Annotated in this window: 18 protein-coding genes, 1 tRNA gene and 1 other annotated feature; of the genes, 11 read left to right on the top strand and 8 right to left on the bottom strand. The window is 64.8% G+C overall.

Annotated elements, in window-relative coordinates:
• Window positions 1–51: 51 nt before the first annotated feature.
• A complete protein-coding gene (locus tag KV697_RS16820) occupies window positions 52–258 on the bottom strand; it encodes a sigma factor-like helix-turn-helix DNA-binding protein (RefSeq protein WP_219019157.1) in 207 nt (68 codons plus the stop codon).
• A complete protein-coding gene (locus tag KV697_RS16815) occupies window positions 255–1157 on the bottom strand; it encodes an ArdC family protein (RefSeq protein WP_219019156.1) in 903 nt (300 codons plus the stop codon). The genes KV697_RS16820 and KV697_RS16815 overlap by 4 nt, the downstream gene beginning before the upstream one ends.
• A gap of 478 nt (window positions 1158–1635) precedes the next feature.
• Between KV697_RS16815 and KV697_RS16810 the strand changes: the two genes are divergently transcribed.
• The gene (locus KV697_RS16810; protein WP_219019155.1) at window positions 1636–1848 is read left to right on the top strand and encodes a helix-turn-helix transcriptional regulator; all 213 of its coding nucleotides are present in this window, start codon (window positions 1636–1638) and stop codon (window positions 1846–1848) included.
• A gap of 373 nt (window positions 1849–2221) precedes the next feature.
• Here the strand turns inward: KV697_RS16810 and KV697_RS16805 are convergent, their stop codons facing one another.
• Genes KV697_RS16805 through KV697_RS16795 form a run of 3 tightly spaced genes read right to left on the bottom strand, consistent with a single transcriptional unit; the run spans window position 2222 to window position 5279 of the window.
• A complete protein-coding gene (locus KV697_RS16805; protein ID WP_219019154.1) occupies window positions 2222–3571 on the bottom strand; it encodes a sensor histidine kinase in 1350 nt (449 codons plus the stop codon).
• The gene (locus tag KV697_RS16800) at window positions 3564–4241 is read right to left on the bottom strand and encodes a response regulator transcription factor (protein ID WP_219019153.1); all 678 of its coding nucleotides are present in this window, start codon (window positions 4239–4241) and stop codon (window positions 3564–3566) included. Before KV697_RS16800 ends, KV697_RS16805 begins: the two co-directional genes overlap by 8 nt.
• Window positions 4242–4262: 21 nt before the next feature.
• Window positions 4263–5279: a YncE family protein gene (locus tag KV697_RS16795; RefSeq protein ID WP_257575390.1), complete on the bottom strand. Its 1017-nt coding sequence runs from the start codon at window positions 5277–5279 to the stop codon at window positions 4263–4265.
• Window positions 5280–5453: 174 nt separating this feature from the next.
• Between KV697_RS16795 and KV697_RS16790 the strand changes: the two genes are divergently transcribed.
• From KV697_RS16790 to KV697_RS16760, 7 genes are all read left to right on the top strand, one after another.
• Window positions 5454–6773 (top strand): TolC family protein, encoded by a 1320-nt coding sequence (locus KV697_RS16790; RefSeq protein ID WP_219019152.1) that lies wholly within the window; start codon window positions 5454–5456, stop codon window positions 6771–6773.
• Window positions 6770–7810: an efflux RND transporter periplasmic adaptor subunit gene (locus KV697_RS16785; protein ID WP_219019151.1), complete on the top strand. Its 1041-nt coding sequence runs from the start codon at window positions 6770–6772 to the stop codon at window positions 7808–7810. The genes KV697_RS16790 and KV697_RS16785 overlap by 4 nt, the downstream gene beginning before the upstream one ends.
• On the top strand, window positions 7807–10863 hold the full coding sequence (locus tag KV697_RS16780; RefSeq protein ID WP_219019150.1) for an efflux RND transporter permease subunit: 3057 nt from the start codon (window positions 7807–7809) through the stop codon (window positions 10861–10863). The genes KV697_RS16785 and KV697_RS16780 overlap by 4 nt, the downstream gene beginning before the upstream one ends.
• Window positions 10860–11906, top strand: coding sequence for a sulfite exporter TauE/SafE family protein (locus KV697_RS16775; protein WP_219019149.1), 1047 nt, complete (start codon window positions 10860–10862; stop codon window positions 11904–11906). The genes KV697_RS16780 and KV697_RS16775 overlap by 4 nt, the downstream gene beginning before the upstream one ends.
• Window positions 11907–11961: 55 nt before the next feature.
• Window positions 11962–14136 (top strand): TonB-dependent siderophore receptor, encoded by a 2175-nt coding sequence (locus tag KV697_RS16770; RefSeq protein WP_257575389.1) that lies wholly within the window; start codon window positions 11962–11964, stop codon window positions 14134–14136.
• Window positions 14136–14849: a hypothetical protein gene (locus KV697_RS16765; protein ID WP_219019148.1), complete on the top strand. Its 714-nt coding sequence runs from the start codon at window positions 14136–14138 to the stop codon at window positions 14847–14849. Before KV697_RS16770 ends, KV697_RS16765 begins: the two co-directional genes overlap by 1 nt.
• 216 nt (window positions 14850–15065) lie before the next feature.
• Window positions 15066–15823 (top strand): IS5 family transposase gene (locus tag KV697_RS16760; protein ID WP_219019147.1). Its coding sequence is split into 2 segments (ribosomal slippage): window positions 15066–15399 and window positions 15399–15823, totalling 759 coding nucleotides; the frame shifts between segments, so codons are not numbered across the junction.
• Between the two features lie 546 nt (window positions 15824–16369).
• On the opposite strand, the gene KV697_RS16755 is transcribed toward KV697_RS16760, so the two are convergent.
• Window positions 16370–16786, bottom strand: a complete 417-nt coding sequence (locus KV697_RS16755) for a hypothetical protein (RefSeq protein ID WP_219019146.1) — start codon at window positions 16784–16786, stop codon at window positions 16370–16372.
• 361 nt (window positions 16787–17147) lie between these two features.
• On the opposite strand from KV697_RS16755, the gene KV697_RS16750 reads away from it, so the two are divergent.
• Both KV697_RS16750 and KV697_RS16745 read left to right on the top strand, forming a co-directional pair.
• Window positions 17148–18353 (top strand): SAM-dependent methyltransferase, encoded by a 1206-nt coding sequence (locus tag KV697_RS16750; RefSeq protein WP_219019145.1) that lies wholly within the window; start codon window positions 17148–17150, stop codon window positions 18351–18353.
• A 359-nt stretch (window positions 18354–18712) separates the two neighbouring features.
• A protein-coding gene (locus KV697_RS16745; protein WP_153002977.1) for an IS3 family transposase occupies window positions 18713–19944 on the top strand; the annotation gives its coding sequence in 2 pieces (ribosomal slippage) (window positions 18713–19004 and window positions 19004–19944; 1233 coding nt in all).
• Window positions 18997–19113: a sequence feature (AL1L pseudoknot), on the top strand. (Overlaps the previous gene by 117 nt.)
• A gap of 845 nt (window positions 19945–20789) precedes the next feature.
• On the opposite strand, the gene KV697_RS16740 is transcribed toward KV697_RS16745, so the two are convergent.
• Window positions 20790–21980, bottom strand: coding sequence for a tyrosine-type recombinase/integrase (locus tag KV697_RS16740; protein ID WP_219019144.1), 1191 nt, complete (start codon window positions 21978–21980; stop codon window positions 20790–20792).
• Between the two features lie 153 nt (window positions 21981–22133).
• Window positions 22134–22223: transfer RNA gene (locus KV697_RS16735), tRNA-Ser, on the bottom strand.
• A gap of 128 nt (window positions 22224–22351) precedes the next feature.
• On the opposite strand from KV697_RS16735, the gene hspQ reads away from it, so the two are divergent.
• On the top strand, window positions 22352–22732 hold the full coding sequence (gene hspQ, locus KV697_RS16730) for a heat shock protein HspQ (RefSeq protein ID WP_219019143.1): 381 nt from the start codon (window positions 22352–22354) through the stop codon (window positions 22730–22732).
• The last annotated feature ends 7 nt before the right edge of the window (window positions 22733–22739 follow it).

Here is a 22739-nt window from a genome sequence, read left to right as displayed (position 1 = left end):
ACCGTTACGGATGCGTACATCCTTTGTACTCCTGGGATGCCCGCGCTCACCTCATGGCGGGGCATCATCCGCATCCATAAGGGCGATGAGGACGCGCCCGATAACGTGCTCAACGTCCCGCGCCGTGCAGCCATGGCGGCGCGCCGCTTCGTCGTAATCCAGCCCGTCGATCCGCACGCTGGCGAAGATTTGACGATCGCGAAGGGGCAGCGCGTTCCAGGCGCGAAACCGCGCCTGGAATTGCAGGTCCCGCGTCATGACGGCTGCCCCTCATGCCCCGCAAAGCCGAGCAGATAGTCCGCTGCCTTGCTGGCAGCGCTCGCGGCCCGGAAGATCGCCTTGTCATCGGGGCGCAGCACCTCAAGCCATGAGCCGATATAGTCAGCATGGCGCACCGTCGGCTTGATCGACAGCGACGCACACGCGAAAGCGCTGGCCATCTCGGCGACCAGCTCTTCCCGCGCATAATTGGCGCTGCCGAATGCGCCTGTCTGGTCGCGATCCAGACGCGTCGGGTGCCCGGTCCAATGCCCCAGTTCGTGGAGCGCGGTGCGATACCAGTTAATCGGCTCGTGGAAGGCCGCGACCGGCGGCACCGCGACATAGTCGGCGGCCGGATGGTAATAGGCTCGCTCGCCGCCGATCCGCACATCTGCGCCGCTGGCATCGATAAGGGCTGCAACCTCGGGCAGAACCTCGATCTCGGGCCGAACCTCGGGCGCTTGCGTCAACGTCTCGGGCAGGCCTTCGCACTGGTCGATGTTGAAGACAGTGAAGCGCTTGAGGAACGCGATGGTGCGCGCTTCTCGTTCGTTGTCGTCCGCGTGGTCGTTCGGGGTCTTCGGCGTGAAGCGGTCGGCGTAACAGACGGTGGTGCCGCGCTCGCCTTTGCGGACATTGCCGCCCGCCGCTTGCGCTTGCCGGTAGGTCAGCCAGCGTTGTGAGCTGTACCCGCCCTCGATGACCCTTGCCCACAGGATGAGCACGTTGATCCCGGAATAGCGCCGTCCGGTCACCCCGTTTGCCGGCATGGCGCAGGCACAGGCCGCGCTGTCCCATGGCTGCACCCAGGGCAGTCGCCCTTCCTCCAGTTCGGCAATTACACGGGCCGTCACCTCGGCATAGAGGGTCTGACGTTGGTCGATGGTCCTGGACATGGTCCTCACTCCTTCAAAACCACCGCAGCCCGGCCGGAATGGCGAGGGTGGGCGGCAGGAGCGGACCGACAGTCCCGCCGATACGAGGCGGGCTGCACCCAACGGGCCGAAACGTATGTGGAGGACCGGCGCAGCCGGTTGCAGCACGCCGCGGCGGGATTACAGGGCCGTGACGCCCACCCTCGCCAGACGCGCCCGGCGCGTCACGCCAGCGTGGGGGCACCCCGCGCTGTCCGCTGACGGTGCGGAGGCCGCACCGTCACCCGTCAGGGATCGCAACCCGCATGGGCCGAGACGGCACGGCTCGGCGCCGCGCCAGCGGCGTAGAGCCCGGTCCAGCGACATCGCAGGAGACGGCATCGCTCTACTGTCTGGATGTCCCTCGACAGACCAGCCGGGGCCTCAGCAAAGCCCTACTGCCAATCATGGAAAAGCAGGACCTTGGCGGCTCCCTTCCCAAGAACCGCGAGGCAATGCCATGTCCACCAACCCCGAACGCATCCTGCGCCTGAGGGCCGTCCTCGACCAAACCGGACTCTGCCGCTCGACCCTCTACCGCAAGATGGCGAACGGCACCTTTCCGAAGAACGTCCAGCTCAGCACCCGCTGCGTGGGCTGGCGCGCCTCGGCGATCAACGATTGGCTGTGCAATCCGATGTTCTACCACGTCGATGACTACCCCGCCGGATGAGCGCTATCGCGACCCATCGCGGCGTTCCAAATCGGTTTCGAAAGCTTCCTGGAAATTCGCCGCACCGAAACGCTTGGATTTCGAGGATGCGCTGTCGTCCCATATGGCGTGATGTGGGACAAAGCCGACATTCCAAAACAGCTCTTCGAACGGCAGCTTTTGCCAATTGTGGTCATTCCCTGCCCAAGGCAAGCTCGCCGACTCCCGCCGTTCATTCATTATGAGGATATGATCATCCGCTCGCGTTGCTGAGCCAAGGGCTTATCAAGGCCCGGGATGCGCGACATATCGGCCGAGGCGCCAGACGGCGCGGCCGGATGGGGCGCGCAGGACGCGAGCGCCGGCGCGAGCGCGCCGGGAAGCATTGCCCGCTTCATGCAGCACGCGGCAGGTGGAGCGTCACCACCAGCCCCGGCCTCGCATCGCCGATGGTCAAGGCGCCGCCATGCGCTCGCGCGATCGCCTCCACCAAATTGAGGCCCAGGCCATGTCCGGCCGCCGAGCGGGTGCGGTCGAGCCGGACGAAGCGTTCGACGATGCGTTCGCGATCACCCTCGGCGACGCCGGGGCCGTTGTCGATCACCGATACTGCGACCGCCGCCGCCCCTTCGGGCACCACGACGACCCGGATATGCGTACCCTGCGGCGTGTGCGCCTGGGCATTGTCGAGTAGGTTGATGAGGGCTTGGGACAGCAGTTCGCGGTCGCCGGCGATCGTCAGCCCGCCCTGGATATCGCAGGACAGGCTGCGCCCGCCGTCAGCGACGGCGGGCGCATAGCTGTCGCAGATATCCTCCGCCAGTAACCCGATTTCCAACCGAACGAAACTCTGCCGGATATCGCCGGCATCGACCTCGACGATGCGCAGGATGCCCCCGAACAGCGCGAGCAGCGAATCGCTCTGCGACAGCGCCTTGCGGATGGCGGCGCGCTGCGCATCCGCATCGCGGCTTTTCAGCGCCAGCTCCAGGTCGCCGCGCAGCCGGGCGAGCGGCGTGCGCAGGTCGTGCGCGACGTCGGCCGATACCTGGCGCAGGTTTTCGAGCAGGCGGCCAATCCGCTCCAGCATCCGGTTGAGGATGATCGCCAGCCGGTCGAACTCGTCGTCGCGTGGCGATACCGGCACGCGGCGGCGGACATCGCCCGCCATGATCGCCTCCGCCGTTGCAGTGACCTGTTCCAGCCGCCGGTGGAGATAGCCGCCCAGCACCAGCGCGGCCGCCGCGCCGATCAGCAGGACGAGAAGGAAGGCGCCGCCGAACAGGCTGAGGATGACGCCGTCCAGCTGCTCCACCGCCTGCGAGTCGATCCCGACCACTAGATGGGTGCCGTCCGGCAGCCGGGTCGTCAGGACCCGCGCTTTATCCTTACCCTCGACCGGATCATGGAAGGGCACATTGGCATAGCCAGGTGGCGGCAACGCCAGCTCGAAATCGCCCGCGATGCGGCGGCCGGCCCTGTCGAACAGCGCATAGCCGAAGGTGACGACGCCATTTTCGCCCCCCCGATGCGCCACCGCCTCCGCGAGTTCGTGTGCGCCCTCGTCCTGATATTGCCGGACCAGATCGGCGCTCGCCTCGGCCAAGGCGGTGTCCTGCTGCCGACGGAACGCGGCATCAGCAGCGAAATAAACGAGCACGCCCAATACGGCGATGGCGAGCGCGAACGCCGCCGAATGGGTCAGTGCGATCCGATAGGCCGCGCTACGCCGCCAATCAGGCATCGCTGCGCATCCGATACCCCTCGCCACGCAGCGTCTCGATCGGGTCATGGTCGAACCCCTCGTTCAGCTTGGACCGCATTCGGCTGAGATGGCTTTCAACGATGTTGGTCTGCGGGTCGAAATGGAACCCCCACACCTCTTCCAGCAGCATTTTGCGGGTCACGACCCGTCCGGCATGCCGCATCAGTTCCTCCAAGATGCGAAACTCGCGCGGTTGAAGGCGGATCGCGCGGGTCCCGCGCCGGACCTCGCGCCGCATCGCGTCGAGCACTACATCGCCGACCTGAAGCCGCGTCGGCACCTCCGCGATCGGCGGGCGGCGGAGCAGCGCGCTGACCCGCGCCGACAACTCAGGCAGTGCGAAGGGCTTGACCAGATAATCATCCGCCCCGGCGTCCAGTCCCGTCACGCGGTCGGCGATGCTGCCCAGCGCGGTCAGCAGGATGACCGGCACGCGGTTGCCCGCCGCCCGCCAATGGCGCACGATCTCCACGCCGTCGACGCTAGGAAGCAACCGGTCCAGGATCGCCAGATCGAAGGCTTCGACCAATCCCGCGTCGCGCGCCGCACCCCCGTCATCGAAACGCTCCACCACATGGCCGAGCGCGTTCAGGCCGCGCACGACCTGCGCGGCGGTATCGACATCGTCTTCGGCGAGCAGGATTCGCATCCGCCGGGTTTCCGCGACGGATCAGGCCGGGTCAACGCCCAGGACATGGAAGGTGCCGGGTACGGGGCGCAGCTTGGCGCCGCCGACCACAGGCAAGGTGCGTGCGACGGGAAGCCAGACCATGCCGGTCCGCGCATCCAGCGCACCGGTCCGGGCTCCCACCTCCGTCTGGATCGCGCGCTTATGCGTGACCGAGGGCCCCGCAGTCGACAACACGTCGAGCACCCCGTCCTTGCCCGCCGGAAGCAAGGCTAGCGACCGCCGGGCATCAATGATGACCGCGTCAGGCCCGCGCCCCACGGCCACGCGCTGGACCAGGCGGCGCGAGGGCACGTCGACGACCGCTGCAACCCCGTTGGCGCAGGCAGCGATCAGCCGGTGATGCGGCGTGTCCAGCCCCAGGCCACTCGGCTCCTCGCAACCGGGCAGCGCGATCGGTGCTTCAGCAACTCCGCGGGCCAGATCGACCACGTCCATTTCGTTTCGGTCCTCGTTGTTGATGAACAAGGTCCGCCCGACGACGGCCGGATATTCAAGCCCTGCCGCCACCTTGATCGTCCGCACGACCCGGTGTGTATCGGCGTCGATGTCGGAAATCACGCCGCTCTTGGCGTCCATGGTCAGCAGATGCCCATTGGCGGGATCGACGATCGCGGCATCGGGTTTTCGCCCGACACCGACGCTTGCGACCTGTTGCCCGGCACCGGGCTCGAAGAAGCGGACGCTGTCGTCATCGCCGCTCGTCACGGCGAGTTCACCGTTCGGGAGCGGCACGACAGCATGAGCGTGCGCGACCGGCCCAAGCGGCGCCAGGGCACGCCCGCTGGCTAGATCGACCACCGCGACCGTATCGCCATGAGCGACGTACAGACGGTCCGCCTTCTCATCCACGCGGGCATAATCCCATCCGCCATCGCCGGGCACGGCAATCGACCGGGGATCATCACCCGCAATGGTAGCGGCGGTGACGGGAAGTCCGCTTATGGCAACAGCCAGGATGGCGGCGCGAAGCGACGGGGAGATGGGCGGCAAGGACATGGATGGTCTCCTTCGCCGCTCCCTTGCGCGAACCCCGGCCCGCCGCGCCACCCCGTTCGCGCAACATTGGGAAGACACAATGTCGGGTCGCGACATCCGGCGGCTAAGGCACATCCGCGCCGACCCGGCGTGAGTGAATGGGACAAAACGATCGTGGGTGCGCCATCCCGGACAATGCCGCTGCTGGCCGTGATCCTGACGGCCTGCGCCCATTATAGCCCCGCGCCGTTGGCCGAGGCTCCCCTGCTTTCCGCCAGCCTGCCCGCGACTGCCGGACTTCCCGCCCGGCCGCTCGGCGTCGCCGATGTCGTCGCGCTCGCCGTGGCGCGAGATCCCGACCTGATCGCCGCCCGGACGAAAGCGGGCGTTGCGCAGGCCCAGCTTGTCGAGGCGGGCGTGCTGCCCAATCCATCGCTGACCGGGGCATTCCTGCCGCTGGTCGCCGGTGCCGGGACGGTCCCAGCATGGAATCTGGGGCTGGCGCAGGACGTCAAAGCGCTGCTCGTCTATAAGCGCAAGCGCCGCGCCGCACGCGACAGTGTCGGTCAGGTGCGCGCCGACCTGCTATGGCAGGAATGGCAGGTCGCGGGCGAGGCGCGCCAGCTGGCCGTCGACATCATCGCGCGCGAACAGACACGGCCGCTAATCGACGAGGCCGTGCGCATCCTCGGCCACCGCCAGCGGGTGACGCAGGCTGCACTGGCGGCGGGCAATGCCACGCTGGTGACCGCCGCACCGAGCGCGGTCGGCTTCCAGCAGGCACGCACCACGCTCCAGACGCTCGACCAGACGCAATTGCAGGACCGGCACAAGCTCAACGCGCTGCTCGGGCTTGCACCCGACGCGCCGCTCTCGCTCCGGACTGCGGTCGACCTCCCGCCCTTCGACCTCGCCGCGGCGCGGGCGGGCGTGACGACGCTGGCTGACCGGCGCCCCGACCTGCTCGCGCTCCGCTTCGGCTATGCGGCGCAGGACGAAGGGCTGCGCGCGGCGATCCTGTCGCAATTCCCCGACCTGATCCTCGGCGCCACCGGATCCAGCGACAGTTCCAAGGTCATCAACGTCGGTCCCAATGCGCAGGTCGGACTGCCGTTGTTCGATCGCAACCAGGGTAACATAGCGATTGCCCGCGCCACTCGGGCGCAGCTTCAGGCCGAATATGCCGCCCGCCTGACCAATGCGACCGGCGAGGTCGGCGCGCTGCTTGGCGAGATGGCCCAGTTGCAACGCCAGCTGAACCTGGTCGAACGCGACCTGCCCGCCGCGCGCCTCGCCGCCTCTCGCGCAGCCGCGGCCTTCGGCGCCGCCGCGCTGGACGAGCGCGCCTATGTCGACCTCATCACCAATCGCTTTACCAAGGAACAGGAAGTGGCGACCCTTCGGCTTGCATTGCTGGACCGTCAGGTGGCGGTGTCGACCCTGTTGGGGCTCGGCCTGCCCGGCGTAGAGACGCTGGGGTTCGCCGATCCTGGCACGCGAGGCGCCGCGCAATGATGAAGAACGGTTTGCTATCGCTCGTGGTGCTGGGCCTGTCGGCCTGCGGGTCACAAGCGTCCGATACCGAAGCGACCGCGTCCCCGACGACGCTCGTCACCACCGTACCCGCGCGTCACGGCTCGGCCACGCGGGCCATCCAAGCTTACGGCGAGGCGACCCCGGCCAGCAATGCCGTCGCCACGCTCAGCATGCCGCAACCGGGCCAGATCACGCAGGTTCCCGCCGTCGCGGGTGCCAGGGTCCGTGCGGGCGAGCCGATCCTCGTCTTCACGCTCGCCCCGGCGGCGCGCAGCAGCTACCAGCAGGCGCTGGATGCGGTGAAGGCGGCGGAATCGCAACGCGCCACCACCGCCCAGCTTCTGGCCCAGCAACTCGCCACCCGCGACCAGCTCGTCCAGGCGGACAAGGCGGTCTTCGACGCCCGCGCCGCTTTGGCGGCGCTGCGCAAGGACGGGGCTGGCGCGACGGTCACCGTGCTGCGCGCGCCCTTTGCCGGGGTCGTCGCGACGCTGCCCGTGGCGCTCGGCGATCGGACCCAGCCGGGCCAGGCGCTGGCGACGATCGCGCGTGCGGGCGGTCTGATCGTTACCGTCGGCGTCGATCCCGCCCGCCGCGCCGACCTTCGAACGGGCGCGCCCGTCACCCTCTCCCGCCTCGACGGCGGCGCGTCGGTCGCGGGCCGTGTCCAGCGGATCGACGCGGTGCTGAACCCCCGCACCCGCCAGATCGATGTCGACATCACCTATCCGGCGGGCGCTATCCTGTCCGGCGAGGCTATGAAGGTCGCCATCGCCACCGGCAGCGCCGATGGCTGGCAGGTCCCCCACCGCGCCGTCGTCATGGCCAGCGACGGCAGTGCACAGCTGTTCCAGATCGCGAACGGCAAGGCAAAGGCGGTGCCAGTCACCGTCACGGTCGGCGGCACGCCCGACGATCTCGTCACCGGCGCGCTCGATCCCCATGCGCCCGTGATCGTCGATGGTGCGTATCAGGTGGCGGACGGCGATAGCGTCCGGGTCGAGCGGGCGCGATGAGCTATCCGGCGTTCCTGCAGCGCCAGTCGCTGGCGATCATGGTCGTCGCGCTGGCGCTTTCGCTGGCGGGCGCGGTCGCCGCGCTGTCGCTGCCGATCGGGCTGTTTCCGCAAGTCTCCTTTCCACGCGTGGTCGTCGACATCGACGCCGGATCGCGGCCTGCCGACCAGACCGCGCTGATCGTCACCAAGCCGGTCGAACAGGCCCTGCGCGCCGTCCAGGGCGTGCGCAATGTCCGGTCGGAGACGACACGCGGCTCGGCGCAGATCTCGATCGACTTCGGCTGGGGCCGCGACATGGTCGCCAGCACCCTACTGGTCGAGGCGGCGATGTCGCGCGCGCTCGGCACCCTGCCGCCCGGCACGACCTATAATGTCCGGCGGATGGACCCGACGGTCTTTCCGATCATCTCCTATGCGCTCGAATCGCGCGCCAGTTCGCCGGTCCAGCTTCAGGACTTCGCCCGCTATCAGCTCGTGCCGCTGCTCAGCGGTATCCAGGGCCTGGCCCGCGTCGAGGTGCAGGGCGGCGACACCGCCGAGGTCGAGGTGCTGGCCGATCCCGCCCGGCTCGCCAGCCACGGCCTGGCGATGAGCGACGTGGCGACTGCGATCAGCAACGGCAACGTGCTGAGCGCTGTCGGGCGGGTGCAGGATCGCGGTCGCCTGTCGCTGGTCATCGCCGACCGCAGCCTGCCCGGGATCGCAGCGGTCGGCGATGTCGTCATCCGCACCGATGCGGCGGGCGTGGTGCATGTCCGCGATGTCGCCACCGTGCAGCAGGGCGTGGTGCCGCAATGGCTGCACGTCAGCGAGGACGGGCGCCCAGCCGTGCTGCTCAATATCTACGAACAGCCGGACGGCAACGCCGTGCGCATCGCGCAACAGGTCCAGGCGAAACTGGGCGCGACCCGCCTGCCGCCCGGTACACGGCTGGTCAGCTGGTACGACCAGAGTGAACTGGTGACGCAATCAGTCGCCAGCGTGCGCGATGCCGTGCTGATCGGCCTCGTCCTCGCCGCGCTGGTGCTGCTGCTGTTCTTGCGCAACTGGCGGATCACACTGGTCGCCGCGATCGTGGTGCCTGCGACGCTGGCGGCGACCGTGCTGGTGCTGACCGTGCTGGGCATGAGCTTCAACATCATGACTCTGGGCGGCATCGCCGCCGCCGTCGGCCTGCTGATCGACGACGTCATCGTCATGGTCGAACATATCGTCCGCCGCGCCGCCGCGCCGCCCAGCGACGGTACCCCGACCGGCCGCGAGGCCGTCCTGCCCGCCGCGCGCGAATTCCTGACGCCGCTGACCGGATCGAGCCTGGCGACGCTGATCGTCTTCCTGCCGCTTTCTTTCCTCAGCGGGGTGACGGGCGCATTTTCGAAGGCGCTGTCGATCACCATGGCGGCGGCGCTCGCCATCTCCTGGGCGATGACGGCGTTCGTGGTGCCGGTGCTGACCCGGCGGCTGGTCAACTTCGAGACGCTGCACGACCCGCAAGCGGCGGGTCAGGGGCGTCTGGGGCGCTGGCACGATCGGTCGCTGGACCGGCTGGTCGCCCGGCCCTGGTGGCTGGCGGTCATCGCGGTGCCGCTGCTGGCGATCGGTTATGTCGGCTATACCCATGTGCCGACCGGCTTCATGCCCAAGGTCGACGAGGGCGGGTTCGTAATGGACTATTACACGCCGCCCGGCACCTCGCTGATCGAGACCGAGCGGCGCATGGCGCAGGTCGATGCGCTGCTCCGCGCCGACCCGGACGTACTGACCTTCTCGCGCCGCCTCGGCACCGGGCTCGGCGGTGACCTGGGGCAGAGCTATCATGGCGACTATTTCGTCCGGCTGAAGGCCGATCACGCCCGACCGACCGAGGATGTCGCCGCCGCAATCGCCGATCAGGTCGCCGCGAAGGTGCCCGGCGTGCAGGTCGAGGTCGCGCAATTGATGGAGGACCTAATCGGCGACCTGACGGCGGTGCCGCAGCCGATCGAGATCAAACTGTTCTCCGCCGATCCCGGCATATTGACCGACCAGGCGCAGAAGGTCGCCGCGCTGATCCAGAAGGTCTCGGGCGTCGTCGAGGTGAAGGACGGTGTGCAACTGGCGGGCGATGCGATCGACCTGCATATCGATCCGATCCGTGCGGGGTTCGAGGGCGTCACCCCCGCCGATGTCCAGACGGCGGTCGATGCCGCATTGACCGGCACGGTCGCCACGTCGTTGGCGCTGCCGACCAAGGCGATGGACGTGCGCATCCGCCTGCCCGATGCCATGACGATCACCCGCGACGAGCTGGCACGCCTGCCGATCCGCAGCGGCGACGGCCATGTCTTCCCGCTGTCGCGTGTCGCAGATCTGCGCGTCGTCACCGGCCAGCCGCAGATCGCACGCGAAAATCTGGAACCGATGGTCGCGGTGACCGGGCGTATCCAGAGCCGCGGGCTCGGCGCGACCATCGCCGATATCACCCATGCGCTGGCCCGGCCCGGCGTGCTGGCCCCCGGCGTCCGCTACGAGCTGGGCGGGCTGTACCAGCAGCAGCAGATAGCCTTTGCCGGGCTTCTCAAGGTGTTTCTCGCCGCTTTGGTCGCCGAGTTCATCCTGTTGCTAGTCCTCTATCGCCGGCTTGGCGTGCCGCTGGTCATCATCGGCTGTTCGCTGCTGTCGACCACGGCGGTGTTCACCGCGCTGTGGATCACCGGGGTCGATCTCAACATCACCGCGCTGATGGGCATGACGATGATCCTGGGCATCGGCACCGAAATGGCGATCTTCTATGTCAGCGAATATGAGGAACTGGCGCACCGCCTGCCCCCGCGCGAGGCCGCGCGCGAGGCGAGCCGCAATCGCCTGCGCCCGATCACGATGACGACGCTTGCCGCGATCCTGACGCTCTTGCCACTGGCGCTGGCGCTCGGTCAGGGCGCAGGAATCCAGCAACCGCTGGCGATCGCGATCATCGCCGGACTGCTGCTGCAATATCCGCTGGTGCTGCTGGCCCTGCCGGTCCTGCTCGGCCTGCTGCCGCCGCGGGACGAGCGCGCTGTTCCGGCATGATCGTCGGCCTCGTCTTCTTCGCCGCCTTCCTGGCATTCGTCGTCAGCGCAGTGGCGGGCGGCGGGGCCGGGTTGGTCCTGGTGCCGCTGCTTCGCCTGATCGTGCCGGTGGCGTCGATCCCGGGCGCGCTGTCGATCGGAACGGCGGCCAGTTCGCTGTCGCGCATCTGGTTGTTCCGCACCCATATCCGATGGGACGTGGTCCGCCGTTTCCTGCCCACCGCCCTGCCCGCCGCCGCGTTCGGCGCCTGGTTGCTGACGCGCTTTCCGCCGGTCTATGTCGAGTTCCTGCTCGGTTGTTTCCTGCTGCTCAATCTGCCCAGCCTGTTTCGCCGCATACCGCCCGCCGGATCGGAACCGCCTTTAGCGCTCGACCGCCTGCCTTGGCTGGGCGCTGCGGCGGGACTGCTGTCGGGCTTTACCGGCGCGGTCGGCGTCGTGTTCAACCGCGCCTATTATCGCATCGGCCTGTCGAAAGACGAAATCGTCGCCACCCGCGCGATGAACGAGGTGCTGCTCCACCTGCTAAAGATTGCGCTCTACGCGGCGTTCGGGCTGTTGCCACGATCAGCTTGGGTCGCGGGAGCCCTGGTCGCTGCGGCGGCGGTGTTTGCGTCCTTCGCCTCCAAGCGGGTGCTCGCGCTGATGCACGAAAGCCTATTCCGTCGGATCGGGTTGCTGGCGATGGTGGCGTCGGGCGTCGCGATGTTCAGCCTGTCGTGGCAACAGATCCTGTCGATCCACCGGGCCTGGATCGCCTATGTCGCCCCCGGCGACGAGCCGGAACTCCAGCTCTATTGGGGCGGCACGCGCCGCGCCGCGATCGAGCGCGAAGGCAATGGCGCCTTGTCGGTCGAACACAGCATTTCGCTGGCAGACCTCCCTACCCCCGTCCGCGTCGCCCTGCCGACCGTGATCGGAAGCGGACACATAGTGCTGATTGAGCGGGTTCACGGAAACCCGGCCTATTATGAAATCTACTGGCGCCGGGACGGAAAGCTGTACCAGATCGAACTGACGGCAGACGGACGACCCACACGATAGCTATTGCGACTTCTTAGCATTAATGTATGAAGCCCCCCGAAGGGGATCATACATCATGAGGATCATCACCGGCAGCCTTGTGGCTGCGGGCCTGACGGTCGCGTCCATCACGCCCGTCCATGCGCGCGAGCGAAACGCACCGGCATCGGCTGGCGAAACCTCGGATCAGGACATCGTCGTCACCGGCCGCGCCTCGCCTGCGCCCAAGGCGGCCGACGACCGCTACAAGCCGACGCCCGACGCCTCGACGCTCCGCTCGTCGGCCGATCCACTGGACACGCCGCAGACGGTCAACATCGTCCCCGCCCAGGTCATCCGCGACCAGCGCCCCCGCTATTTGGACGACGTGCTGACCAATGTCAGTGGCATCACCCAGGGCAACGCGCTGGCGAACACGCAGGACACGGTTCTGAAGCGCGGCTTCGGCGGCAATCGCGACGGATCGGTGATGCACAACGGCATGCCGCTGGTCCAGGGGCGCGGGTTCAACGCCGCCTCGCAAAGCGTCGAAGTGCTGAAGGGCCCTGCCTCCCTGCTCTACGGCATCATGGACCCCGGCGGCGTCATCAACATCGTCTCGAAGAAGCCGCTGCTCGACCCGCATCTGACCGTCGCACTCACCGGCTCCAGCTATGCCAATGCCCGCGCCGGGCTGGAGGCGATGGCCGACCTGACCGGGCCGATCGCGGGCGACCTTGCCGGGCGGCTGGTGCTCGACCAGCAGAGCGAGGATTACTGGCGCAATTTCGGCGAGCGGCACGACACGCTGATCGCCCCGTCGATCGGGTGGTATGGCGGCGGGACGCAGGCGGTGCTGTGGTACGAATTTCGCCGTTTCGACATGCCCTTCGATCGCGGCACGACCCTCGATCCGCGCACGATGACGCCGCTGGCCGTCCCGCGCCGCGAGCGGCTCGACGATCGCAACAACCGGATGTTCGGGGTCAGCCACCTCGTCCAGCTCGCGATCGACCACCGGCTGGGCGGCACCTGGGCGGGGCATCTAGCGGCCAGCTTCAACAGCGAAAGCTATGACGCTGGGCAGTTGCGCGTGAACGGCATCAACGTGCAGCGCGGCACGCTGTCGCGCAGCAACGACGCGACGGTCGGTGCGCTCGGCACCGACGCCTATCTCCAGACCTATGTTGACGGCCGCTTCGACCTGTTCGGGGCGCGGCACGACGTCATCCTGGGCGCGGAGGGCGAGTATCGGCGCTATTACCGGCGCGACCTGATCCGCCAGACGGTGCGCGCGACCTTCAGCTATCTCAAGCCCGTCTATGGCCTGGAGCCCTTTCCGACCCGCGTCTCGCCCAGCGACAGCGACCAGACCGACCGGCTCTACAATTATTCGCTGTTCGGACAGGACTCGATGCATCTCGGCGACCGCTGGATCGTGTTGGTCGGTGGACGGCTGATCGGGTTCGACCAGCGTGCCGGGCGCGGGCGGCCGTTCGTCGCCAATACCGACCTGACCGGATGGGCGTTCGTGCTGCAGGCGGGGCTGGTCTGGCGCGCGGGGGACGTATTCTCGCTCTACGGCAGCTACACCCGCTCGCTCAAACCCACCTCGACCATCGCGCCGCTGGGCAGCGGCGTCACCATCACCTCCAGCTTCGCGCCCGAACGCAGCCGCTCGTTCGAGGTCGGCGCGAAGCTCGACATTCCCGATCGCGTGTCCGGCACGCTCGCGCTCTACGACATCGACAAGCGCAACGTGCTGGTGTCGCAGTTCAATTCGGCGACCAGGCTGAACGACTTTCGCACCTCGGGCCAGGCAATCTCGCGCGGGGTCGAGCTGGACCTGTCCGGGCAGGTCACGCGCACGTTCAGCCTGATCGGCAGCTATGCCTATACTCATGCCCGCACGACCAAGGACCCGGTCTTCGCGGGCAGGCAACTCGCCAATGTCGCGCCGCATACCGCGTCGCTGTCGGCCGCCTATGATGTCGGCGCGATCGCGGGCGAGGATCGGCTGCGGCTGGGTGCGGGCGGACGCTATGTCGGGCGGCGGCCGGGTGACAGCGCCAACAGCTTCTGGCTCGACGCCTATGTCGTGGCGGATGCCTTCGTTACCTATGACACGCAGCTTGCCGGGCGACGGGTGACGTTCCAGTTCAACCTGAAGAACGTCTTCGACAAGACCTACTACACCTCGGCGGTCAACCAGTACGGCGTCGCGATCGGCGACCCGCGCCGGGCGATCGGCACGATGAGCTTCGCCTTCTGATGCGGCGGCTCGGCCTTGCCCTGGGGGCGCTCTACGCCCTGATGACCGCAACCCCCGCGCTGGCGCGCGAACGGATCGCCATGCTGGTCGTCCAGCAAGACGGTCCGTCGATGTCCAGCGACCTGAAGGTCCGCGACCGGCTGGTCGCACACGGGTTCACCGTCCGCCTCGCCGACCAGTCGACGGACCCGGCGACAGCGCGCGACGTGGCGCTGGTCGTGATTTCGGCCACGGTATCCGCCAAGTCGGTCAAACCCGGCTGGCGAGGCCTGGCGGTGCCGCTCGTCACCTGGGAAAACGACCTGCTCGACGATCTCGCCATGACCGGCAAGCGCCGCGACAGCGACTTCGGCGAGGCGGAGAAGGAACGCTATCTCTGGATCGTCAACGCGCCGCAGCCGATGGCCGCCGGCCTGCCGGCGGGGATCGTCGACGTCTACGCCCGTCAGGCCCCGATGAGCTGGGGCAAACCGGGTCTGGGCGCCACGATCATCGCGACAATCTACGGCCAGCCGGAAAAGGTGGCAATCTTCGGCTATGAAACCGGCGCGACGATGGACTATGAAGCGCTCGCACCGGCCAGGCGCGTGATGCTGTTCATGGGCAACGACGGCTTTACCAAGCTCTCGGCGGACGGGCTAAAGCTGTTCGACGCCGCGATCGACTGGGCCATCGGATCGATGAAGGCGGGGAGTCGGCGTCGCTTAGGCTAAGGCCATCCCGTGTATTCCAAACTGGAATTGACATAGCCATTCAGTGCCAATCGCTCCGTGTCGCGGCGCGCATCTCCCGTGATGAGCAGCGAAAACGTATCTCAGCATGACGGCACTAACTGCAACCAACCTGACCCAGTCGTAGCGCACTGCCTAGGGTCAGGACCCATTGATGTGAACGTCGCGATCTGATTCAGGCTCCGCAAGGAGGCTGAGATGAGCGACCTGTTTTGGCTCACGGACGATCAAATGGAGCGGCTGCGGCCGTTCTTCCCCAAGAGCCACGGCAAGCCTCGGGTGGATGACCGGCGGGTGCTAAGCGGCATAGTGTTCGTCAACCGCAACGGGCTGCGCTGGCGAGATGCGCCCAGCGCCTATGGTCCCCATAAGACGCTGTACAACAGGTGGAAGCGTTGGGGCGAGCGTGGCGTATTCACGCGCATGATGAAGGGGCTAGCTGCAGGCGATGCTGAACCAAAGACCGTCATGATCGACGCGACATACCTGAAGGCGCACCGTACGGCATCGAGCCTGCGGGTTAAAAAGGGGATCTCGGCCGCCTGATCGGGTGCACCAAAGGCGGCATGAACACCAAGCTCCATGCCCTCGCCGATGCGAACGGCCGCCCCTTGAGCTTCTTCATGACCGCCGGTCAGGTCAGCGACTACACCGGCGCGGCAGCACTGCTGGATGACCTACCCAAGGCACAGTGGCTGCTTGGCGACCGCGGCTATGACGCGGACTGGTTCAGGGACGCTCTCCAAGCCAAGGGCATCCAGCCCTGCATCCCCGGTCGGCGATCACGCAACGAGCCCGTCAGATACGATCAGCGCCGCTACCGGCGTCGCAGCCGTATCGAGATCATGTTCGGGCGCCTGAAAGACTGGCGCCGCGTCGCCACCCGCTACGACCGCTGCCCTACCGCCTTCTTCTCCGCCATCGCCCTCGCAGCCACTGTCATCTTCTGGCTCTGATCAACAAGTCCTGACCTTAGGTCCGTCAGTAGACGCCGCCATGGGTTCTCACACCCCTTATCAGAGCATTAGTAACCTCGCATCTTGGTCCAAAGAAATTGGTACCTCCACTTAAACGAAACGCCGTGCCGCCCGTGCCACTTGGCCGCCTTCGGAATAGAATTGCATGCTCCATCTCCGTAATACCACCGCTTCTATACCATAAGACAGCGGTATCCTTGTTTCGATAGGCAACGATGAACTTCCTCGTTGGCATCTCGTTACTGTGGATCACGTCGGTGGATTGATACGGTTCATTCACTTCAGCGATGGTCAGTTTCTGCCGCTTTAGCTCGGCGGCAATTTCAGGGAGGTCGGAGAGTCGGCTAACCCTCTCCATTGGCACGGCAAACCGACAGGGTCTGATCGGGCGGTCACTGCCATATGCTGCGCTACCCATGGAGAACAGTGCGAGGAACGCGCACGACAGCCTGAATCGATTCATCTCGCTTCCAATGCATTCTGGGGTCGGATGTGACACGAGATGCATCACATCCGACCTAAAGTCTATTTGCAGCTAGCGTCACCGCGGCTGATAGAATAATCCTTCGAGTCTATGGAATCGGTGTTGAAATAACTCCCTTGCCCATAAACCGTTCTATTCGAGTAGTAAGACGACCCAAAAGACTCGTTCATCTCTTTGGCTATCTGATTTGCAGTTGCCATAGCTTTATCTTCAGACGAACCGTAAACAGCATGAGCCAGCTCGTGCGCCAGCGCCATGATTGGTTCGACAGATATTGACTGGCCATTCTGGGTAAAGGTGACGCCCGAAAATGGATCCCAGGCGAGCGTGTTGGTATCCGGGTAGTACCCGTCCTGATTACCCCCGTCTTTGGTATCGATGCGAATGATGTTGAAGATAACATTCTTCCCAGCGGCATCGGAAATTAGATTTCGAGCCGTATTGGAACCCTCGTCCAACTTATCCAAGGCATTGGAAAGGCCGTCATTCGCGGGCTGACACCAGGTTCTGCCCGTCCTCCTGACGGAGGGGGGCGAGGACCCACCCCCGCCCGTCACCGGCTCTGAGCCCGGCGGGGGTGGGGGCGGTGGGGGTGGAGGCGGTGGGGGGGAAGGAGGTGGAGGAGGAGGGGACGCAGTCACCACAATAGGCTTACCCATATGATTCTCCCATTGAGCCCCTTACGGCAGACGATGTGCGTGCGGCAAAGTTCGCTCTTGTAAAGATTTCGCATATGCTCCCCACTGTGACAATAGCCGGGCATTGAATACTCCGGCGGAACACCTGATTACAAATGATCCAAAACGGAGTGAAATTCAGATGAGAGAGAAATTTTCACGGTATTTGAAAGATATACTAGCTGATAGCTATATCTGCTACGGCCGCCCAGGGAAGATTGCTGATGGCGGGCGCCTGATCGTCGCGGGGGGCGGCATCGGCGCAAGGGATTTGCTTCAAGACATACCCGCGCTCTTGTCAGATTCTGATTATGTTATGGTGTGTCTTGCAGATCAGGTAACACAGAAAAGCATCTACGATTCATATCCTGAAGCCGTCGATCTTACGTGCTTGTATGCTGAGGGCAAGGACCGCCATGCGACTTACCTACAGATGGCGGAATTGATGATCGCGCCAGCCCGTAACGGGAAGAAGGTACTGGCGATTTTCTATGGACATCCCGGCCTCTTTGCGTCGGCTACGCATCGAGCAATTGCCATCGCGCGCAACGAGGGCATCTCGGCCCATATGCGGCCGGGGATATCAGCTCTAGATTACGCAATCGCTGATCTTGGGTTTGACCCGGCCTTTCCGGGCTTGGGGAGTTTTGAGGCAACTGATCTATTGATGCGCAATAGGCCGCTTGATCCAACAGTGCATAACGTGATTTGGCAGGTCGGCATGGTCGGTGAGGCTGGTTACAGGGCGTCCGGTTTCGACAACAAAGGTCTTGCGCAACTCAAACGCCATATGCTGCGATACTACCCGACGGACCACGTCGTGACAAATTACATTGGGTCGAGTTTCGCTGGGACGAGGCCGATCATGTTGCCTTTCGCGCTTGCCGATCTTGATACCCAAGAGGTCGCCGAGCAGATCATTGCGTACTCAACGCTGTACGTTCCTCCATCAATCGAACGTCCATACGACAGGAACGCATGCGTTGAGATGGGATGGGTCGCAGAAGGGCAGTCATTGCCGAGCGCCGACGCATACAAAACCGATTTAACCTATTCCGACGTCAATCAATCTCTCCTTGACGCATCGGGTGTAGAATTTCTGACGAGAACAACGAATCCATCCGATGAGAACCCCTTCTATCGGTTGGTTGACAAATTAAACGCTGACCCGTCGTTCAGCGATTGGTACGAAACGCACCCGGAGGAGGCCATTTGGAGCATGCGCCTGGACATTAGCGACGAGCATAAAGAGGTTATGGTATCTACCGATTTTCGCAGGATCGAAGACGCACTATTTCAATATGACGCCCACAAAAGCGAGGTCGGCAAACAACCTAATCGCTATTGAATAGTGACGATAGAGAGCAGGAATTAATGCTGTATCGATGGTCAGGCAGTCGATGGCAGCGCTTGGTGTATTGTTGGTTTAGTGACTTGAGATGAGCTATCAAAGCGTTCTCCGTTATCAATTCTGACCGAAATATTGGGCTGCGCATTTCCCCTACCGCCCCCCCCCGGACTTGGCATGACAGTGGCGTCTTGATTGTTCTCTGTATCAATGAGTTACCATGGAGCAGGGGTAGTGACCTAAGGTCTAAAGAGCGAGCGATGCAGGAGCCTCACGAGCCACGAACAATGCCGCACCCCGAATCGATAGTGAACCGCGCCGGGTTTGTCGGAGGCTCCAACTCCTGAGAGGAAGGGGCTATGACGAGCAAGACCACGAACAAGTTTTCGCCTGAGGTGCGCGCGCGCGCCGTGCGGATGGTGCTGGATCACGAGAAGGATCACCCGTCGCGCTGGGCAACGGTGGTGTCGATTGCAGCGAAGATTGGCTGTGCCGGCCAAACTCTGCACGAGTGGGTGAAGAAGGCCGAGGTCGATAGCGGCACGCGTGCCGGCGTGCCGAGCGATGTTGCCGACCGGATGAAGGCGTTGGAACGCGAGAACCGGGAGCTGCGCCAGGCCAACGAGATACTCAGGAAAGCGTCGGCGTATTTTGCGATGGCGGAGCTCGACCGCCGAGCGAGGTGATGGTGTCGTTCATCGACGCGCATCGTGAGGTGTACGGGGTCGAGCCGATCTGCCGGGTTCTGCCGATCGCCCCATCCACCTACCATGCGCATGCAGCCAGAAGGATTGAGCCGACCAGGAGGTCGGCTCGGGCTCGGCGTGATGATGCGCTCGGGCTGGAGGTGCGCCGCGTGTTCGAGGAGAACTTCCGCGTCTACGGCGTGCGCAAGGTCTGGCGCCAGCTGCGGCGGGAGGGGTTCGACATCGCCCGCTGCACCGTTGCCCGCCTGATGCGGACGATGGGCTTGGCCGGCGTGATCCGCGGCAAGCCGGTGCGCACCACTGTCAGCGACAGGACGGCGTCATGCCCGCTCGACCGGGTAAACCGGCAATTCCGTGCGCCGGCGCCGAACATGCTCTGGGTGTCGGACTTCACCTACGTCGCGACCTGGGCAGGCTTTGTCTACGTCGCCTTCGTCATTGACACCTATGCCCGCCGGATCGTCGGCTGGCGCGCCAGCCAGAGCGCGCATGCCGGCTTCGTCCTTGATGCGCTTGAGCAGGCACTGCACGACCGTCGGCCACTTCGGGGTGGCGGCCTCGTCCACCACTCCGACCGCGGCAGCCAGTATGTGTCCATCAAGTACACCGAGCGCCTCACCGAAGCGGGCATCGAGCCGTCGGTCGGAAGCGTCGGAGACAGCTACGACAACGCTTTGGCCGAGACCATCAACGGCCTCTACAAGGCCGAGGTGATCCACAAGCGCGGACCCTGGCGCAGCTTCGAGGCCGTCGAATACGCCACGCTGGAATGGGTCGACTGGTTCAACCATCGCCGGCTGCTAGAACCCATCGGCAACATCCCGCCTGCCGAAGCCGAAGAGCAATTCTATGCTGCCGCCAACATCATCGATATGGCAGCGTGACTCACATCCAATGGCCTCCGGCAAACCCGGCGCGGTTCAATAGCGCCCCGTCCGACAACCGACCACCAGCAGAGCGAGAAGGTGGCTCAACTGCGTTCGAAACCGCTTTAGCGAGGGCGCTCACCCCATTTGGCTAAGGAGATCAATCGCTCGTACACAGCGCTGTCTCGTCAACCTTCGGCCCATAGGCATCGATAGTCCGAGCATCCCAGTCTCCTCGCGGAGCCTGAATCAGATCGCGACGTTCACATCAATGGGTCCTGACCCTAGATGTGCGCATGACGAGCCGTATACCCAAACTCGGCTGGTCAGCTGCAAACGGTTTTGTTGACTGGAGCCGGATAACGGCAGCTTCCGGGATCCGCTGAGAGCAAGCGGAATGCTCGCATAACGTGGGCGTAGCTGTCCGCCACCATTGTCTGAACAAAGGGGCACTTCGCCACTTTAGCGCCCGAGAGCGGCCGTTCCCCTTGCCACCCGAGTTTCGACGCGCCGGTTCGCGGCCCAAGATTCGAAGGCCGTGCAGACGTTTGTCCATTCGGCATGCTCCGATCGCTTGCCTTGATCAGGGCGGACGGCCGCTATTATCGAGACCAGACGTGCGCCGGGACGAACGCGGACGGCCAACTTTGGTCGCAAACGGCCGCTCCACTTTCTTGATCGATAGCGCCGCGAGCGCCCCATAGCATGAGTAGGTCGTCGCGGCAGTTGACCGCGCCCGCTGCCGGCTTAGCGCAATCGGTCAGGAGCGGGCGGGTCGACGAGGGCCAGAACGGGCCGCTCTCCCCTAGAAGCGCTTGGCGCACCTCCCACGCTACAACTCCTTCCCCTATTCGAGGCCAAGCTCAGGCCTTAGACTCGTCGTCCCGGCTTTCCGCCGACGGAGGGGGCGTCTTTTTGCAGAACGCCACCCATTCACGCATGAGCAGCCGGCGTTTCTCGAGAAAGTCGGTCCGGCGATAGGCCGCCTCGACCTTGTTCGAGACTGTGTGGGCGAGCGCCGCCTCGGCGATTTCCCCTGAGTAGTCCGTCTGCTCTGCGACCCAGTCGCGGAATGCCGACCGGAACCCGTGCACCGTCACCGCGAGGTCCATGTCCCGCAGGATCTTGAGGAGCGTCATATCCGACAGCGGCTTCTTCACGTTCTGGCCCGGGAAGACCAAGTCGCTGGCGCCAACCTTGAACGTCTTGGCACGCTCGAACACCGCCACCGCTTCGGGTGCGAGAGGCACGACATGCACTCGCCCCATTTTCATCCGCTCGGCGGGGATCGTCCACAATGCAGCTTCGAGGTCGAGCTCCGACCAAGTCGCCCCCCGGATTTCGCCCGACCGCGTCGCCGTCAGGATAAGCGCTTCCAACGCAACGCGGCCTACCGATCCCCGCTCGCCCAGCTTCTCCAGGAAGTTCGGCACGCCTGCATAAGGCAGGGCCGCGAAATGGTTCTCCTTTTTGGGCTGACGAGGCAGCCCCTTGGAAAGCGACCGCATTGGCGCTTCGGTCGCGCGGAACCCCCGTGCGTATGACCAGTCGAGGACGGTGCCGATGCGTTGCCGTACACGGCGCGCCGTTTCCGGCTTCGTCAGCCAGATGGGTGCCAATACGTCCCGGATCAACGGACCTTCGATTTCGCTGACCAAGCGGTCGCCCATCTTGGGGAAGGCGTAGCTCTTCAGCGTCGATATCCACTGATCCTGATGCTTGCCATTCTTCCACGCCTCCTTGTGTTCCTCATGGACCATCTCGGCGGCCTTGCGGAACGTCGGAATCACCTGCCGCTCCTGCTTCCGCTCCGCGACAGGGTCGATGCCCTGTGCGATCTTCTGGCGTGTGAGGAACGCGGCCTCTCTGGCATCCTTGAGAGAAACCGCTTTGAGTGATCCCAGCCCGATATCCTGGCGTTTTCCCTTATTCTGAACGCGAAGGACCCAGCTGGCTGCCCCTTTGCCGTTGATTTCTAGAAACAGGCCGTCCCCGTCCGAATAGCGTCCGGTCTCGATCAGCGATCGAATCTTGAGCGCAGTGAGCTTTCCCATGCCACCTCACCTCAATTTTTCCCCACACTTTTCCCCACACTTCGCGTGGGATTGTGTCGGATCGAGTGAAACGCAGCGGCATCAGAAAACCGCTGATTTCCGGGGTTTTGTAGCAGATTTCAGGGTTTTTTGCCAGCCGCACAGGGGCATAAATGGCGGAGAGGGAGGGATTCGAACCCTCGGTACCGTTGCCGGTACGCCGCATTTCGAGTGCGGTGCATTCGACCACTCTGCCACCTCTCCGCGAGGACGATCCGGGCGGTAGGAAACCGCCGGGGCTGATCGATTGGAGGCGCGCTGTTAGATCAGCTTTTTGCGCATTGCAAGCGCCTAAACTTGTGCGGCGCGACAAAGACATTAAATCATGAGGCATGGACCTGACCGACACCCTCCCCCTCACCTCGCGCCTGGACGTGGAGGCCCCGATGATCGCAACCGCCCGGTTCGCGATCGGGGATGTCGTGCGGCACCGGATGTTCGACATTCGCGGCGTCATCTTCGACGTCGACCCCGTCTTCGCCAATAGCGACGAATGGTATGACGCGATTCCCGAACAGATTCGCCCGGCCAAGGACCAGCCCTTCTATCACCTGCTCGCCGAGAATGCCGAGTCGAGCTATGTCGCCTATGTCAGCCAGCAGAATCTGCTGCACGACGATAGCGACGAACCCATCGAGCATCCCGCCATCTCCGGCCTGTTCACCGGCTATGCCGATGGCCGTTATCTGTTGAAGCGCGAACACCGGCATTGATCGCAGG

It is taken from the genome of Sphingomonas sanguinis, assembly GCF_019297835.1.
Lineage (GTDB): Bacteria > Pseudomonadota > Alphaproteobacteria > Sphingomonadales > Sphingomonadaceae > Sphingomonas > Sphingomonas sanguinis_D.
The sequence above is the reverse complement of the archived record's forward strand: the minus strand, read 5'-3'. Positions and strand labels throughout refer to the sequence as shown.